Annotated in this window: 13 protein-coding genes; 2 read left to right on the top strand and 11 right to left on the bottom strand. The window is 56.3% G+C overall.

Annotated features, from left to right (window positions below; genetic code table 11):
- Positions 1-66: 66 nt before the first annotated feature.
- A complete protein-coding gene (ychH, locus tag BMW97_RS00780) occupies positions 67-342 on the bottom strand; it encodes a stress-induced protein YchH (RefSeq protein WP_024907062.1) in 276 nt (91 codons plus the stop codon).
- A 274-nt stretch (positions 343-616) separates the two neighbouring features.
- Here ychH and pth point away from each other — a divergent pair, with 274 nt between their 5' ends.
- Positions 617-1,201: an aminoacyl-tRNA hydrolase gene (gene pth / locus BMW97_RS00775; protein WP_023336005.1), complete on the top strand. Its 585-nt coding sequence runs from the start codon at positions 617-619 to the stop codon at positions 1,199-1,201.
- A gap of 126 nt (positions 1,202-1,327) precedes the next feature.
- Positions 1,328-2,422 carry a redox-regulated ATPase YchF gene (gene ychF, locus BMW97_RS00770; RefSeq protein ID WP_003856650.1) on the top strand — a complete coding sequence of 365 codons (1,095 nt, stop codon included), beginning with the start codon at positions 1,328-1,330 and terminating at the stop codon, positions 2,420-2,422.
- Between the two features lie 76 nt (positions 2,423-2,498).
- Here ychF and comJ read toward each other — a convergent pair whose 3' ends face one another.
- The 10 genes from comJ to tssH all read right to left on the bottom strand — a co-directional run bounded on the left by comJ (position 2,499) and on the right by tssH (position 16,730).
- On the bottom strand, positions 2,499-2,981 hold the full coding sequence (gene comJ / locus BMW97_RS00765) for a competence protein ComJ (RefSeq protein WP_032652283.1): 483 nt from the start codon (positions 2,979-2,981) through the stop codon (positions 2,499-2,501).
- Entirely contained in the window at positions 2,981-7,324 is a 4,344-nt protein-coding gene (locus tag BMW97_RS00760; protein WP_072052274.1) for an RHS repeat-associated core domain-containing protein, read from the bottom strand. The genes comJ and BMW97_RS00760 overlap by 1 nt, the downstream gene beginning before the upstream one ends.
- Before the next feature lie 3 nt (positions 7,325-7,327).
- Positions 7,328-7,768 (bottom strand): DcrB-related protein, encoded by a 441-nt coding sequence (locus BMW97_RS00755; protein WP_045908993.1) that lies wholly within the window; start codon positions 7,766-7,768, stop codon positions 7,328-7,330.
- 72 nt (positions 7,769-7,840) lie between these two features.
- Positions 7,841-8,917 carry a hypothetical protein gene (locus BMW97_RS00750; RefSeq protein ID WP_045908994.1) on the bottom strand — a complete coding sequence of 359 codons (1,077 nt, stop codon included), beginning with the start codon at positions 8,915-8,917 and terminating at the stop codon, positions 7,841-7,843.
- A gap of 3 nt (positions 8,918-8,920) precedes the next feature.
- A complete protein-coding gene (locus BMW97_RS00745; protein WP_254783034.1) occupies positions 8,921-9,475 on the bottom strand; it encodes a hypothetical protein in 555 nt (184 codons plus the stop codon).
- Positions 9,476-9,550: 75 nt separating this feature from the next.
- A complete protein-coding gene (locus BMW97_RS00740) occupies positions 9,551-10,048 on the bottom strand; it encodes a hypothetical protein (protein ID WP_045908995.1) in 498 nt (165 codons plus the stop codon).
- Positions 10,041-11,963 carry a type VI secretion system Vgr family protein gene (locus BMW97_RS00735; protein WP_090392345.1) on the bottom strand — a complete coding sequence of 641 codons (1,923 nt, stop codon included), beginning with the start codon at positions 11,961-11,963 and terminating at the stop codon, positions 10,041-10,043. The genes BMW97_RS00740 and BMW97_RS00735 overlap by 8 nt, the downstream gene beginning before the upstream one ends.
- A 64-nt stretch (positions 11,964-12,027) precedes the next feature.
- Positions 12,028-12,438 (bottom strand): hypothetical protein, encoded by a 411-nt coding sequence (locus BMW97_RS00730; protein WP_223539133.1) that lies wholly within the window; start codon positions 12,436-12,438, stop codon positions 12,028-12,030.
- A gap of 233 nt (positions 12,439-12,671) precedes the next feature.
- A complete protein-coding gene (locus BMW97_RS00725; RefSeq protein ID WP_090392343.1) occupies positions 12,672-14,090 on the bottom strand; it encodes a serine/threonine protein kinase in 1,419 nt (472 codons plus the stop codon).
- 24 nt (positions 14,091-14,114) lie between these two features.
- Positions 14,115-16,730: a type VI secretion system ATPase TssH gene (gene tssH, locus BMW97_RS00720; protein ID WP_045908275.1), complete on the bottom strand. Its 2,616-nt coding sequence runs from the start codon at positions 16,728-16,730 to the stop codon at positions 14,115-14,117.
- Positions 16,731-16,761 lie beyond the last annotated feature (31 nt).

Below are 16,761 nucleotides of genomic sequence, written 5' to 3'. Positions count from 1 at the left end.
GGTCAACCCTTGATGCAAAAAAAAACGACTCCCTGAGGAGCCGTTTCGGTATTCTTTAACGTAGCGTCAGCTGTGCTTATGCTGATCGCGACGACAGCGTTTATCGTAGTGGCGCACCCACCAGTATTTGTCACACACTTCCTCATGGCCGCTCACGCGTGCTCCCGCCAGCCACAACACTGCACCAATGAAGATGCTCAATATCGCGCCATGCGCAAAGTATTGCGGGAGATCAAGCTGCGGCAGTTGGTTTAAAATTGAATAACCCACGCCGGCAACCATCACGAACAGCCCCAACCCCATGAGCACGTTACCGAGTAACGAAGCGTTTTTGCGTTTCATGTGTCACCTCCGGAACTTTGGGTTGTCAGGGGAAAAGCCCCTAATCCTTGTGTGTAAAGTATAGACAACGCCCCTTTTATGAGTTGCGTGAATGATCACAATTACAGATAACTCCCAAACAAAAGTTTACAAATAACACGTTGAACAGCTTGAAATTCTAATTGTTCAGATAAGTAATTATTCGTATTTCGCTGCGACGATCGCAGAATTTTGTCAAGCGGCGCGCCAGACAGTAAACTACGCGCCAGATCTGGAACCCATTAGGAATTGAATCGTGACGATTAAACTGATTGTCGGCCTCGCCAACCCGGGCGCAGAATATGCGGCTACCCGCCACAATGCCGGGGCATGGTACGTCGATCTGCTGGCCGAGCGGTTACGTGCTCCCCTGCGTGAAGAACCTAAATTCTTCGGGTATACCTCACGTATCAACCTTGCTGGCGCGGATGTTCGTTTACTGGTGCCTACCACCTTTATGAACCTGAGCGGTAAAGCCGTGGCGGCAATGGCAACGTTTTATCGCATCAATCCGGATGAAATTCTGGTCGCCCACGATGAGCTGGATCTTCCCCCTGGCGTAGCAAAATTCAAACTGGGCGGCGGACACGGCGGCCACAACGGTCTTAAAGACATCATCAGCAAGCTGGGCAATAACCCGAATTTCCACCGTTTGCGCGTGGGAATCGGCCATCCGGGCGATAAAAACAAAGTTGTCGGTTTCGTGCTCGGTAAGCCACCGGTTTCTGAGCAGAAACTGATTGACGAGGCGGTAGACGAAGCGGCACGCTGCACGGAAATCTGGCTGAAAGACGGCTTAACCAAAGCGACAAACCGCTTACACGCTTTCAAAGCGCAATAATCCGCCCGATACGGCTTTTTTACCGCGCGTCATGCGGGTTACGTGTATAATAGGCGTAGTTATTTACTTTTCATCAATCGGTTATCGTTAACGGATTGATTATCAAGATATTAAGGTGATTTAGAAATGGGATTCAAATGCGGTATCGTCGGTCTGCCAAACGTGGGCAAATCCACCCTGTTTAACGCGCTTACCAAAGCGGGTATCGAAGCGGCGAACTTCCCGTTCTGTACCATCGAACCTAACACCGGCGTTGTGCCAATGCCTGATCCGCGTCTGGACCAGCTCGCGGAAATCGTGAAGCCGCAGCGCATTCTGCCAACCACCATGGAATTCGTGGACATCGCGGGCCTGGTAAAAGGCGCATCCAAAGGCGAAGGTCTGGGTAACCAGTTCCTGACCAACATTCGTGAAACCGAAGCGATCGGCCACGTTGTGCGCTGCTTCGAGAACGACAACATCATCCACGTTAACAACAAAGTGGATCCGGCTGACGACATCGACGTTATCAACACCGAGCTGGCGCTCTCTGACCTCGACACCTGCGAACGCGCGATTCACCGCGTGCAGAAGAAAGCCAAAGGCGGCGACAAGGACGCGAAAGCGGAACTGGCTGCGCTGGAAAAATGCCTGCCACAGCTGGAAAACGCCGGCATGCTGCGCGCGCTGAAAAACCTGACTGACGAAGACAAAGCGGCGATCAAATACCTGAGCTTCCTGACCCTGAAGCCAACCATGTACATCGCCAACGTTAACGAAGACGGTTTCGAGAACAACCCGTACCTCGACAAAGTGCGTGAAATCGCCGCGGCGGAAGGTTCTGTGGTTGTTGCCGTGTGCGCTGCCGTTGAATCCGACATCGCCGAGCTGGACGACGCCGACCGTGAAGAGTTCATGGCCGAGCTGGGTCTGGAAGAGCCGGGCCTGAACCGCGTAATTCGTGCAGGCTATGAGCTGCTGAACCTGCAGACCTACTTCACCGCTGGCGTGAAGGAAGTGCGTGCGTGGACCATCCCTGTGGGTGCGACTGCGCCTCAGGCGGCCGGTAAGATCCACACCGACTTCGAGAAAGGCTTTATTCGTGCGCAGACTATCGCGTTTGAAGACTTTATCACCTACAAGGGTGAGCAAGGCGCGAAAGAAGCAGGCAAGATGCGTGCAGAAGGGAAAGATTACATCGTTAAAGATGGCGATGTGATGAACTTCCTGTTTAACGTTTGATTGGTTTTGAATGAAAAAAATCCACGCTTTGGCGTGGATTTTTTTTCCGAGATAAATTTCCCAGATAGTATTAAATTTAAAAAATACCTTCTTTGAGAGGATGGTCTTTTATTCCTCCCCAAGGGTCATCTAGCAAAAACTTAGCATCAATAGCTTCTTTTGCCGGTACAAGAGTGAAATTATAGTAAATTTCATCTCCTTCACAGATCTCATAAAAGAGTGAATAAACTTTATCGTTCACATCTATATTTAAATCAAATTTCTCAGTTGCAGAAGCGATTTGCAGCTTATCTTTATCCGTAATGAAAAATGGCACAACAATACAGCGCTGAGCATTTTCATCCATTTTGAAAGCATTCTCTTTTTTGATATTGACGTTTGCTCCAAACGCGTCCTCTGGTAATGGATCGAATATAACATAATCCTTGTGTAGAACAGCACCTTGAGAAACATTGCCTTTTCCCCACTGACTCAGCTTTTCGTCATAATCTCGGGATCGTAACAATATTTGACTATGCGAAATAAGTAGATCTACTGTTTGCATGCTCTTATCACTCATTATATTACCTCGACTTTTATTCTTGTTCCATCTGGCAGTTCTGATAAAACATTACCAATACTTGAACCTGCACCACGGTTGTCACTAGGATCTATATATCTTACGCTAGCGCCATCACCGCCTTCTTTAAACATCGCCATAGGCCATTCATCACGATCATAACCAGGCTTTGTTTTGATATTTTTTAGACTCGTTTTCCTGTTAGCTTTCGCAGTGCCTCGTTGAATTGTTACAACCTTTGCATGTCCTAAATCGATCGCGTCTGATATGTGACCAAACGTTGCAGGATATTCAGAGCGTTTCAGTTTCAAAACGTATTCGTAATTTTTTGACTTCGATTTTGTTAAAGTGCAACCAGCTAAACCCAGAGGATCTATCCAGGTAAGAGGGTTAACAGTATATTTATATAAGTTAATCCCCCCCGCCAGCCCTATCGGGTCCTGCTGCGTAAACCGTCCGCAGTCCGGGTCGTAATACCGGAACAGATTGTAGTGCAGCCCTGTCTCACGGTCCAGGTATTGCCCCTGCATGCGCAGGTTCTGAGAATATCCTGATATCTGCGTCTCGCTTTCCCGCAGCAGCTTGCCCCAGGCGCCGTTCACCCCTTCCCAGCGCACCTGCCCTTCGATATCCGTCATCCGCTCCGGCGTGCCGTTGGGTTGGCAGTGGAACCAGAAAATCTCCGGAGCATCAACGCCGTCAATACGCGCCAGCGGGTCGTAGCTGTCCTGATCGCTGTAGACGTAGGTCAGCGGCACATCCCCGTGCACTTCCTGCAGCAGCCGGAACCCTTCCCAGACAAACCGGGTGGTGACCGGCTTGCCGGTTGACTGTCCGCCCAGCATCTGGCGGCGCGTTTTGCTGATGCGGCGACCGAGCGGATCGTAGCGGAAGCTGACCTGCGTCTGCGGTTTGTTGCGGTCCCGCGGCTGGCTGATGACTTCCGTCAGGCGATGTTCGCCGTCGTAGCGGTAGTGCCAGCGGGTCTGGCCGTTATCCTTCTCCACGGTGCGGCCGTGGATGTCATAACGCCAGCGAATGCCGTTCAGCTGCGTCAGGCGGTTGTGCGTGACCTTCTCAGCAGAACCTTCCAGCGGGTTACCGGCTGCATCCCAGCGCCACTGCTCCTGGCCAGGCAGCGTGCCGTCCTGAACAAGCAGGCGCCCGGCGCTGTCGTACTGCCAGCGGTACCAGCTGAACGGGTTATCGTCCCGCTCTTCGCGCACCAGATTATTGCGGTAGTCGTAATCCCAGCGGCGGGACCAGCGGCGCGGCGACGGGCGTTGCGCATTGCCGGTAAAGACGTCCCGGCGGTGCAGTCGGCCGAGGCGGTCGTACTCGCTGCGGGTGGTCAACAGCCCCTGGGTGCGGCTGGTCTCACGGTGGAGTTCGTCGCGAGTAAAATCGGAGACCGACAGCTTATCGAGAGCAATGCTGAGCAAATGCCCGCTGCCGTAGTAGAACTGCTTCAGCTCGCGACCATCGGGCAGCGTGACGGAGGTGCGGTTGCCCAGCGCGTCATACTCCCACGCCAGCTCACCGTGCTCGCCCGCTTCGCGCGTCACGCGACCGAGCGCGTCATACTCAAAGGCAAGCTCCTGCTCTGCCTCGGTGGTCCACGCGTCGGGTGAAAGCGCAGGATGCAGACCAATCCGGCTTAATAGCCCGGACGGCGTGTAATGGTAGCGGGTCTGCCCTTCCGGTGTGGTGCGGGCGACCAGCTGGCCGCTCGCGCTCCAGGCGAAGGCGTGGGTGATAGCCTCCGGATGACCGGCGGCAAAGGTGCGCGCAATCGTGCGCCCGCAGGCATCATAGCGATACTGCGAGGCTACGCCATCGAGCCCCACCTCTTCCAGCAGCAGCGAGTCTGGCCCCCAGCGGAACTGATACGCTTCGCCGTTCTCGTTTTCCAGGGCAATCAGACGCCCGCGGCTGTCCCAGCGGCGGCGCACTTCTTCACCCTGCGTATTACGGGTGGCGATTAAGCGCCCCGCCTCGTCGTATCTGAACTCACTTTCTTTCCCGTCAGCGCCCGCATGCTTCACCGGCAGGCCACGTTCGTTCCATTTGAGCGATTCCGTCCAGCCTTCCGGGCGATCGAGCTGCACCGGACGCCCTGCGGCGTCGTAGCGGTAGCGCGTCTCTTCACCATCGGCGCCAGTCTCAGCCACCAGCCAGCCCAGCGGATGATAGCGATAGCGGGTAATACGCCCGGAACAGTCCGTCGAACGGACAATCTGCCCGGCCTCATTGTACTCCTGGTAGCGGCTGTTGCCAGCGGCATCGACCTCTTCCACGACCTGGCCGAACGCGTCCCGGCGCAGCTGCGTCGTCTGCCCCATCGGGTCCACCACGCGCTTCAGCCCGTGGTGTTCGTCGTACCAGAACCGGGTGGCGCTGCCGTCGGCTTCGATAATGGCCGCGGGAAGCGCGCGGTGCTCCAGCCAGGTGGTGGTGAGGGTATTGCCGTCGGCATCGGTCTCCTGCACCCGGTTGCCCATCTCGTCGTAGACGAAGGTGACGGCGTTGCCGAGCGGATCGATGCGACGCGTCAGAAGCTCGTTATCATCCCACTCGTAGCGCCAGTTTTCACCGCGCTCGTCTACGTAGCGGACAATCAGATTTTGCGCGTTCCAGTAGTGGCGGCGCGTCTGACCATCGTAGTGCTCGACGGTCGTCAGCCCGGCGGCTAAATCATAGCTAAAGCGGCAGCCGTCGCCGGTGCTGGTGCGGTTTTCCACCACGCGCCAGTGGTCGAATTTTTGCCAGCGGTATTCGCTCTCCAGCCCGCCCGGCATCCGGTGCCAGACCATCAGGCCGTGGTCGTTGTAACGGTATTCACGCGTCACCACGCCGGAGGCGTCCGTCGCGTTCGCCAGCTGGCCGCGCGCATCGTAGCCCCACTGCATCAGCGGCCAGGCTTGGTTGCCGTCGAAATGGCTGGCAGCGGTAACGCGATGGGGGAATCGTTCATCTTCATAGCGCAGGGTGACGTCTATCGCCCGCGGCTCGTCGTGAAGACCAACCAGCCTGCCGTGCTCGTCCCACGCCGTCAGCAACGCGTTGTCGTATTCGTCGCTGAGGGAGGCCAGGCGCAGGATGGAGGGATTCGCCCGTGTCGGTTTATACAGACGCCACACCGCACCGTCATCGTCGGCAATCGCCACGTCGCCGTTCTCATTACGGCGGATAATGATGCCTTCGCTGATGCTGTAAAACGCGCGGTCGACAGGCGGCAGTTCAAAGCTCAGCTCGCGCCCGGTTTCATCGAACCAGGTCGCATGGTTACCTTCCAGCGAGAGATAGCTGTCAAAGGTCGTTGCCCAGCCCAGACCAAACAGCCCTTCGCGGGTGGTCAGGCTGTTGTAGCTGCGCTGCCAGCGAAGCGGGAAGCGCCCCGGCAGCGAGAAGTCGAGCTCATCGTCGTCGTTCAGCACCTTCACGCCAGTGGCGGCGTGGACCGGGTGCGAGGAGCCAAACACGGCGTTGACCGCCATATCCGCCAGCATCCCGCCGCCGGCCGAGGCCAGCGCGCAGGGCATGTTTTTCAGGATCTTGCCCGGACGCCCGCGCAGCAGGGAGAGCGCAATCATCCCCAGCGCCAGACCCGGCGTTTTACCGCTTTTGATATCGCGGACCGTGAGCGTGTCCCCGCCGATGATCACGTTCGGGGAGACGTCGTCGGAAACGGTGCCTTCGCAGGTGGTGCGATCTTTCGCACGCACCGCGGGCTGCCCGTTGATAAAGACGCTTTTAGAGCCTTCCGCCAGATACTGCGGCCCGGAGTGCTTTTCACACGCCACCTTGTCCTCTTCCAGCGGCGAGGTCCCCGCGGCGGCAGAGGCCACGCTCGGCTGCCACATTTCGCTGCCAAACTGTCCGGCGGCGGAAAGCAACATGCCCGCGTAATCGGCAAAGCTGCCCGGTGACTGCGGCTCAGGGGACGGTGTATCGGCGGGCGTCAGCGTGCCTGCCGCACGTGCGGCGGGGATTGCGTTGGTCAGTACGTTGTTCGAACCGGTGGTAATTTTACCCGCAGGCGACGGTGGGAAAAGCGCATTGCCTAACCCTTCCGCGGCGTTGCTGATATCGTCGGTGATCCCCGCCACGTTCGCCAGCACGCCACCGATAATCCCGCTTAACAGACAGCTGGACCCAATCGCCGCCACGCCCGCTGCGGCGGCTCCGGCACCAAGGAGTGGCGCGGCGGCCGTAGCCGCCAGCCCCACTGCCGCACCGATCACCGCATAGGCGGCACCTTCCGCCACGATGCTGGTGATGTCAGCAAAAATGCTGGAGTGAATAATCTCGTCGCCCTTACGGGCCGCGTTGTTATCGCTCATGCCTTACACATTCCGGTTGTCGTTTAGCGTCAGACTCTGCTTAAGCGCGCTCCAGCGCACCTCGTCCTCTTCGGTAAAAGCTCTTAATGCCGAGAGGGTAAAAATCATCAATACCGGTTTGCCCGGCGTCTGCACGGCCAGCTGTTTTTGCCACAGGCGTTGCCCGTTACGGTCAAAGGTGGTCTCAACTTCCAGCCCGGTGATTTTGCCGTCAGGCCCGGCGTTTACGTTCCGGAATTCGCTCTGGGCGATCTCACCCATCTGAGGACGCAACACATCCCACTGGCGGTGAAACTCTTGTTCGTAGTCGCTGCCATCGGGAATCACGCCGCGGCTGACCACCACGGACAGCCCGCTTTCGTCATCGCGAATGATGTTCATGCTGTTATCCTGCCAGGCAGCAGGAAAAAGGGAAAATGAACCTTCCTGGAGGGTGTATTTCATAAGTGAACTCGGGATGATTAATATTGAGAGAAACAAGAAGGCCAATCCATGCTGGCCTTTTGGCTGGCTGTTTTATTTACGCCATTGACCTGATTGTTCGACTAAAACATGGCTGCCTTTACTGACAACCAATTTCACAGGCGCATACGTCACGGTGTAAACGATCTCGCCATTCTTGTACGTTGAGCCGATTATTTTACCTGCGGGGTCGTGTAACGTTTTTCCCTTTAAGGAGATCGTACTGTTATCGCTTTTGCGCACGCCGAGATAAAACATCTGGTCACATTCGCTCTCGAAACGCCCGCACTTGTTTATCAGAGAGATAGTGAACTTTTCGGTGTCCAGTTTTCTGGTTTCAGCGTGATGAACCGAAGCGGCTTTACGTAACGTATAACGCAGCGGAGTATAATCATTTCCTTTTTGTGGAGGCGTTACCAGACGCCATTCCATTTCACTCCCCTTTATTTCCAGAACAGCCCTTCCGCCTGCGCCGCCAAACGATGAGTTGAACTCTACGTTCGCACGGTTTCCCGCGATCGTACCGCTAAGATTTCGCTCATCTTCTTCCGGGCAGTCGATGCGATTACCTCTCTGGAAGATATAGCAATAAGACCCGGTGATACGGTTGCCTGATTCAGCTAACTGCAGGGTTAATGTCGAGTCGTTGCCAACCCCGCCTGCCCAAACCCCGTCAAACGCAGGTCTCGATTGGCTGTTCGTTGCAAACTGCATCGTATTGAACCTGGCGGCCCATTGCTGGATATCAGCATTAATACCCGGGCCATTATCAGAGGATTGGTAATGGATTACGTCCGACTCCGGAACCACCCAGGCCGCAAAGATTTTGCCGTCAGGATTGATAACCAGCGCTGACGCGTTCTCCAGATAAAGATCTTTTAGCCAGCCTTCAACAAACAGTCCTCCACCTGCGGTGGTGTGCGGTTCGCCGAAGACGTCAAAGTTATCAATAAAGGTTTGGTAATGATTTCCCAACAGCGTCCTGAGATTGTCTGTCACTTCACTGTCGTTAAGGATGCGATTTACCGTATCGAGCTTATTGTATTGCGATAATTCAAGTGCCGATGACGTTTCAACGACGCCTGTCAATAAAGCCGCGAACAATACGACTGCCAGATATTTTTTGGTCATAAATTATTCTTGAGAATCATTGTTGTAATTCATCGTTATTTTTATAACGTTCCCGCCTTTTATCTCAAAAGAAAGCACTTTTTTATCCAATTCGTAGGTAATCCACTGCTCCCCCGCATCATTGTCGACCTGACCGGTACCGTATGCGCTGTTCAGTTCCTTTCTCGTTGAACCCACATGGACACCACGCGGCGTTGCGAAGTCTTCGGCAGTCAGCGTAATCTGCGACACGATATAATCATCAACGCTTCGTTCAGCTTTATCCCACCAGAGATTGGAACTGAATATTTCTAACCCAGCCCTTTGATGCTGGTAGAATTTATAGTTCGTTCCGTCAAAAGGAACCTCACCGACAAAGTTGCCTTCCAACGGCACATCAATTTTACCGGCACTATCAGGAGACCATCGGTCGCCCAATGCGACAGGCTGGTCTTTGATCTGCACAGAAAAATCCCGTTTTGTCAGAACGGGAGGCATTACCTGAGCCAAAACCACATTGCTGCCGAGCCAGGTAAACATCAGGATGGAACAAAGAAATATCGGCGTGTGTTTTTTCACGTTAATCGTCATTTATTGAATGTGTATTGCAATTATCACCCTGAAGAAACCGCCAGGACATGAGTGCAGTATTTCTTAGTCTGCGCTAATGACGACTGAACCCAGACAGTGAGGATTTTTCACGGTGAAACTGAAGCTCACCTTTTGTCCATTCATATCTTTTCGGGCTGTATGGCTGGTCACTTCTTTCTCCGAACGGCCTCGTGGATAATCAGTTAACGTCAGCTGCGGATAATGCTTTTTAACGGTATCCAGCGTTATGCATTGACCTGAGGAGGGTGAAAAATTCAGTAAAGGCGCCATGCCGTCGTTATCTTTGCTTAAACGTAACTCAATTGCGGTTATGTTCGTTCCATCAGCGAGTTTGATATCGTCGGCATTGTAGAAATTGATATATTCATTTTGCCTGGTCATCTTAAACGGTAACGGCGCGTTACTAAGGGTTGTAACGGATAACGTCTTAAGCGATGCACTCATCCCGGAAATAAACATCCAGAGATCCTTTTTCTGCGCGTCTCCTCCAGCCATTCCCATCGTTAGTAACGCGATAAGTACCGCACCTGCTTTACTCATCTTTGGTCGTAAATTTCGCCTGCACCGCCGCATCAATATCCCCTTTATGTCCGGAACCCGGCGCCGTGGTGCCCGGTTTTGTACCAGAGGTATTCAGATGCAGCTTACCGCCCGTGGTGATATACCCATCCCCTTCCACGAAGAAGTTAAACTCTTTGCCGATGAGGTTAATCTTGCCGTTAGCATTCAGCTCAATGGCGCTTTCCCCTGAGACCAGCCGCAGCTTCGTCCCGGAAGCGATAACATACTGCTCTACCGCCGCATCCAGCTTGCCTTTCCCCGTCAGGATCTCGGTGCCACCTTTCACGGCCTGAGTCTGATTCGCTTCCACGCGATGCAGTTCATTTTTCTTCACGTAATGGCTGCGCTCGCCGCCGACGCTGTGCGTTTCATCATTTTTAACGCTGGTGTCCATGTTACGCTCGGCCTGGATCCATACCTGCTCTGCGCCCGCTTTATCCTCAAACCGCAGGGCGTTGGCGTTGTCCACGGAACCGTCTTTCGTGCGGCTCATAAAGCCCATCTGCGTCGCCGCAGCCGGCAGCGCCCACGGCGGCATGCTCGCGTCGTTGTACACGCGACCGGTAATGATTGGACGGTCCGGGTCGCCGTTGATAAAGTCCACCACCACCTCGTCGCCGACGCGCGGGATCTGCACCCCGCCGTAGCCCTGGCCCGCCCACGCGCTCGACACGCGCACCCAGCAGGAACTGGTGTCGTCGCCCTTCGCCAGACGGTCCCAGTGGAACTTCACCTTCACCCGGCCGTATTTGTCCGTCCAGATACTCTCGCCCTTCGGCCCCACCACTTTCGCCGTCTGCGGGCCGTAGGTGCGCGGCCACGCCGTGCTCTGCGCCGGACGGTAGGCCACCGACGCAGGAATGACCGTGAAATCGGTCCGGTGAATGGTCTCCCCCTCGCCGCTGGCATAGCGGTTCTCTTCGAGGTGGTAACCCGCGGCAGTGACCAGATACTCGCCGTTGTCGCTGAAGAACGGCGCGTTGGTTAAGGTGAAGGTGTGCCCGGGCGCAATCCCCGCCGCCGTCGCGGTGGCCTGAATCTGCTGATGCTCCACCTGCCAGCGCTCCTGACGGATACGGGCATAGAACTCCCCGTGCCCCTTGTCCACAAAGCGACCCGGCCAGTCGTACACGTCGATGCTGCCCGGCTTCGGCGACGCCGGGTTCTGCTGGGCCTGGAACAGCCACGCGTTCGGCTTGCGGAAGTCATAGTCGTCGAGGCTGTAAATCCCCGGCGTCACGCTGTCCTCAAGCGCCCACTGGCTGATGCCCTCTTCATCCGTACTGCCGCCTGACGGCGTCTGGTGGTAAGGAATGACCTCATAGCCGCTGAAGGGCTGGTACTGCGTGGCGGCGTCGGTGAGCACCAGGGTGTGCTTGTCCGCCTCATGGCGGAAGTGATACGCAATCCCCTCCAGCTCCATCAGGCGGCTGATGAAGTCCAGGCTCGACTCCTGATACTGCACGCAGTAGTCCCACACCCGGTAGCTGCCGGTGAGTTTGTCCTCAACGTTGACCTGATGCTCACCCAGCAGCGTTTTCACAATCTGCGGCACCGTCTGACCCTGGAAGATACGCAGGTTACGGTCGCGCTTCATCGGCCACAGGTCCGGCTCCACCGTCAGCTGGTACACCGCATAACGGGTGCCCGTCAGCTCAACGGCGCTGACCGCCACGCGGGTAATCTTGCCGTTAATATAGCGGGACGTCAGCAGATTCTGCGTCGGGATAGCCACCGTGACCGGCTGGCCCAGCAGCTTACTGCGGTCAATGCGTGCGTCCGTGCCGAGCACGGTCAGCGTCAGCGCGAACGACTCTGACATCGCCTCGCGGCCCGTCAGTTTCCAGAACAGAAGCCCCTCCACCGGGAGCTGAACGGTAATTCGGTTGAGCATAATCTTTATTCCATCTAGCTTATGCGATGCAGAAAAGGGGTTCGCATCTGTGATAAAGCGTCATTCAAGAAAGGGGCTTTTCCCTCTTGATCATCCAAAAAACAAGAGAGTAGATTTTCAGTGACTCTGATGTGACAAATAAACCTACATTCAACCAGATGTTTGAAATATCAAACATACTTACTAAAAGAGGGAACAATGAGACCGAACATCTGAATGAAATCAAGCGAAATAATTCCTGAGCAAGGGCAAATTTAACCGCTCCAATCTTTCGCTTGAAGAATAACCAAGCCGAAGTAAACAAAGAGAGTAATAAAAGTAAGTCAAGCACAAAAAAAAGCATGACCAAAATGCTGAAACCATCACCTGCATAATAATGCAACGAATCACCAAACGCTTTTGCATCAGAAATGAATGGAATTCTGTCGTGGCGAACTGAATTCACGCAATAAAGTAACATTGCGAGAAGATCCATGCTTCCCCAGAAATACCATAGATTGCTATTTAAATGAGCGAGGTTGTTTTGTGTACGCCCGATATTATTATTTACAAAAATGGGGAGGCACATGTTGGCTTCAACTCAACTCTCCAGATTAGGGTTAAATTCAAAACGCATAAACAGGAGAGACAACCTTCTCACATTCCTTTGGATGTGAAGCCTCTGGCTTCGAAGATTGTACACTTCCATAGTATCTCCTGTTTATATTCCTACGGATTCACCAGCCAGGTGCCCGGCTTGGCAATATCCAGCGTCTGGCCACGCGTTCTTCCGTTGCCCTGCAGTTCAATCTTCGCCTCACCGGCTGGCAGCTTGAGCGATGCATAGCCGTTGGTTCCCGGGCGCAGCGCTTTTGGCTCGCCGTTTACTTTCAGCGTTTCGCCGTCGAGGATGCGGATATAGACCAACGCAACAGGGCTCGCGGCAGGCGGTGGGGTCTGCTGTGCTGTCGCCGGTTCGCTCACCTTCGCCGTTTCTGGCTTCACGTCTGGGGCGTTCGCGGCAGTTTCGGTTGGACGCGTCTCTGCCGGTGCCTGCGCAGCCTGCTCTGGCGCATCGTTACCGCCGCTGAAAATCATCGCCCCGGCGACAATACCCACCAGCACGCCCGCGGCAACCATGCCCGGGATCTTGTAGCGGCGCCAGTCGAGCAGCGAAGCCGGTTTCTCGTCTTCAACCGGAACCAGCATCGTGCCGGGCTTTTTCGCCGTCAGCACGTCGTTGATCCCGGCGACCGGCATCTCAATCAGCGCGGCGAACTCGTCGATGGACTGCGGACGATCCTCCATGTGCAGCGCCAGCGCGCGGTCAATGGCCTGCAGCAGCGGGATGGAATAGCCCTGCGGCATGATTTCTACCAGCGGTTTGCAGGTATCCTGAATAGAGCGCACCACGCTGACCGGCGGCGGAGAACCCACAATCAGGGTACGCAGCACGGCGCCGAGGGCGTAAATATCCGTCCACGGGCCCTGCTCGCTTTCGTTGTCGTCGGTGTACTGCTCAATCGGCGCAAAGCCCGGACGCAGCATGGTTTCCGTTTCGTCGGAAAGGTTACCAATCGTGCGGCGCGCGGAGCCGAAATCGAGCAGCACCGGCAGGCCGTTATCCTGGATCTGGATGTTATCCAGAGAGATGTCGCGGTGCAGGTAGCCTTCGTCGTGGATGGTCTTGATCGCACCGAACAGCATCGGTAGCGTGCGGCGGATCCAGGCTTCGTTGATCAGCTCCGGCTTTTCTTCACGCAGGCGTGACAGCGTGGTGCCGCTGTAAAACAGCGTCCCCATGTAGGCCGTGTCGTTTTGCACCCAGAAGCGCAGGACGTGCAGCAGGTTCGGGTGGTTAAAGCGCGCCAGCAGACGCGCTTCCTGAATGAAGCTGTTCAGGCCCGCGGAGAACGCTTTGCCAAAGCGCTCGCTGCGCAGCACCAGGGTCATGTCGTCGCCGCGTACGGCGAGCGAGGAAGGCATAAATTCTTTGATAGCGATAGTGCGTTCGAGCTGGTGATCCCACGCGCGATAGACAATGCCAAAACCGCCGCCGCCGATCACCTCTTTGATTTCAAACTCGTTGAAGCGGTACCCGACCGGGAGCGCGTTTGGGACAGTCCGATTGTTATCATTATCCGTCATCTTTTACAGTTCTCTTGATGATTATTACGCGGCAAACTGACAGTGAAACTCGCCCTGCTCGCAGGTGACATGCAGACGTCGGTACTGCTCGTCGCTGCGGCTGGCGGTAAGTAAGATCTGGCTCATCTGGGGCAACAGGGTGTTGGTCAGAATAGCATCCACCATGCGTCCCCCCGACTCCACCTCGGTACAGCGCTGAACAATCTGTTCCACCACGCTGTCGTCAAACTCAGAAATGATGCTGTGATTCTCTTCCAGACGACGCTGAATGCGCCTGAGCTGCAGGCGAACAATCTGCCCCAGCATCTCGTCGCTGAGCGGGTAGTACGGCACCACCAGCAGGCGGCCCAGCAACGCCGGTGGGAAGACCTCCAGCAGTGGCTGGCGCAACGCGCCGCTTAAGGCCTCAGGCTCCGGCATGAGGTCCGGATCGGCGCACATGGCGCTAATCAGCTCGGTACCGACGTTGGAGGTCAGAATAATAATGGTGTTGCGAAAATCAATGTGGCGCCCCTCGCCGTCCTCCATCCAGCCTTTATCAAAGACCTGGAAGAAGATCTCATGGACGTCCGGGTGCGCTTTCTCAATTTCGTCCAGCAGCACCACGCTGTATGGACGGCGGCGGACGGCCTCGGTTAATACCCCGCCTTCACCATACCCTACGTACCCTGGAGGCGCACCTTTTAAGGTGGAGACGGTGTGCGCTTCCTGGAACTCGCTCATGTTGATGGTGATGACGTTCTGCTCGCCGCCGTACAGAGATTCGGCGAGCGCCAGCGCGGTTTCGGTTTTACCAACGCCGGACGGGCCGCACAGCATAAAGACGCCCACCGGCTTGTTCGGGTCGTCCAGCTTCGCCCGCGAGGTTTTCACGCGGCGGGCAATCAGATCCAGACCGTGACGCTGGCCGATAACACGCTGGTTCAGCGTGTCGGCAAGGTTGAGTACCGCGTCGATCTCGTTTTTCACCATCCGGCCCAGCGGGATCCCGGTCCAGTCAGAGACCACCGCGGCAACCACGTTTTCATCCACCGCGGCAAACAGCAGCGGCTCGTCACCCTGTAAGGCGTTCAGCGCCTGCTGCTGTTCCGCCAGCTTGCCGCGCAGCTCAGCGGTATCTTCCTCGCCCGCCGCGAACAGCGCGGCGCGCAGGCGGATAATCTCCTGCACCAGGCTGCGTTCTTCTTCCCAGCGCTCGGCCAGGGCTGCGCGTTTTGTCTCATACGCGTCTCGTTCGGCGCGTAATGCCGTGACGCGATCGGCATCACCGGCCCCCACGCGCGCTTCGCGTTCAGCAATCTCAATTTCCACATCCAGCGCGGCAAGATGGCGCAGGCAGTCTTCCAGCTGCGCCGGCGGCGCGCTCTGGCTGACCGCGACGCGGGCGCAGGCTGTGTCGAGCAGGGCCACGGCTTTGTCCGGCAGCTGACGCGCCGGAATGTAGCGATGCGACAGCTTCACCGCCGCGCTGACCGCTTCGTCGAGCAGCAACACCTGGTGATGCGTCTCCAGCGGCGACACGGTGCTGCGCAGCATCAGAATGGCTTTCGCTTCGTCCGGCTCGTGCACCTGCACCGTCTGGAAACGACGGGTCAGCGCCGGATCTTTCTCAATGTACTTTTTGTATTCCGCCCAGGTGGTGGCCCCGATGGTGCGCAGCTGGCCGCGCGCCAGAGCTGGCTTCAGCAGGTTCGCCGCATCGCCGGTCCCCTGCTGGCCGCCTGCGCCAATCAGGGTGTGGATCTCATCGATAAACAGAATGATCGGCGTGGCGCTGGACTGGACTTCGTTAATGAGCGCCTGCAGACGGGCTTCAAACTCGCCTTTCATGCCAGCACCGGCCTGCAGCATGCCGATATCCAGCAGCCACAGCTGAATGTTCTGCAGCGGCTCCGGCACGTCGCCGTCGGCGATACGCAGCGCCAGACCTTCCACCACCGCCGTTTTGCCGACCCCGGCTTCCCCGGTCAGCAGCGGGTTGTTCTGACGACGGCGCATCAGGATATCGACCATCTGGCGGATCTCCTCGTCGCGCCCGACAACCGGGTCAATCTTCCCGTCGCGGGCGCGGGCGGTCAGGTCCTGACCGTACTGGGCCAGCGTCCCCTGCGCAGCCGGTACCGCACCCGCCGGTGCATCGACGGCAGCAGCAGCCTGCTGCGTCTCTTTGCTGTTGGCGCAAATAGCGTCGAACTGCTCAATCAGCACCTCGACGTTAAGGCGGGTGAATTGCGACGAGATGCTTTTCAGCACGTTGGCCAAATTCCAGGTTTTCAGCATGCCGATCAGCAAATGGCCGCCGCGAATGCGGCTGACGCCAAACTTCAGCGAGCCGAAGACCCAGGCGCGCTCCACGGCGCTGTCGATATGCTCGGAGAGATCGGAAACGGAACTCGCCCCGCGCGGGAGCACATCCAGCGCGGCAACGATATCGCGCGTCAGCTGCTGTTCATCAAGGGCAAAGTGGCGGATGACCTGCTGCAGATCGCCATCCTGCTGCTGCATCAGCTGATGCAGCCAGTGCACCAGCTCAACATAGGGGTTGCCGCGCAGCTTGCAGAACGCAGTGGCGCTTTCCAGAGAGGTAAATAACAGCGTATCCAGTTTGCCGAAAAGCACGGCACGGCTAATTTCTGACATGTTAGTTTCCATTAACAATGATTCGGTATAC

Origin of the sequence: Enterobacter sp. NFIX58 (assembly GCF_900110475.1) — a bacterium.
Lineage (GTDB): Bacteria > Pseudomonadota > Gammaproteobacteria > Enterobacterales > Enterobacteriaceae > Enterobacter > Enterobacter quasiroggenkampii.
This window is presented reverse-complemented; position numbering and strand designations above follow the sequence as displayed.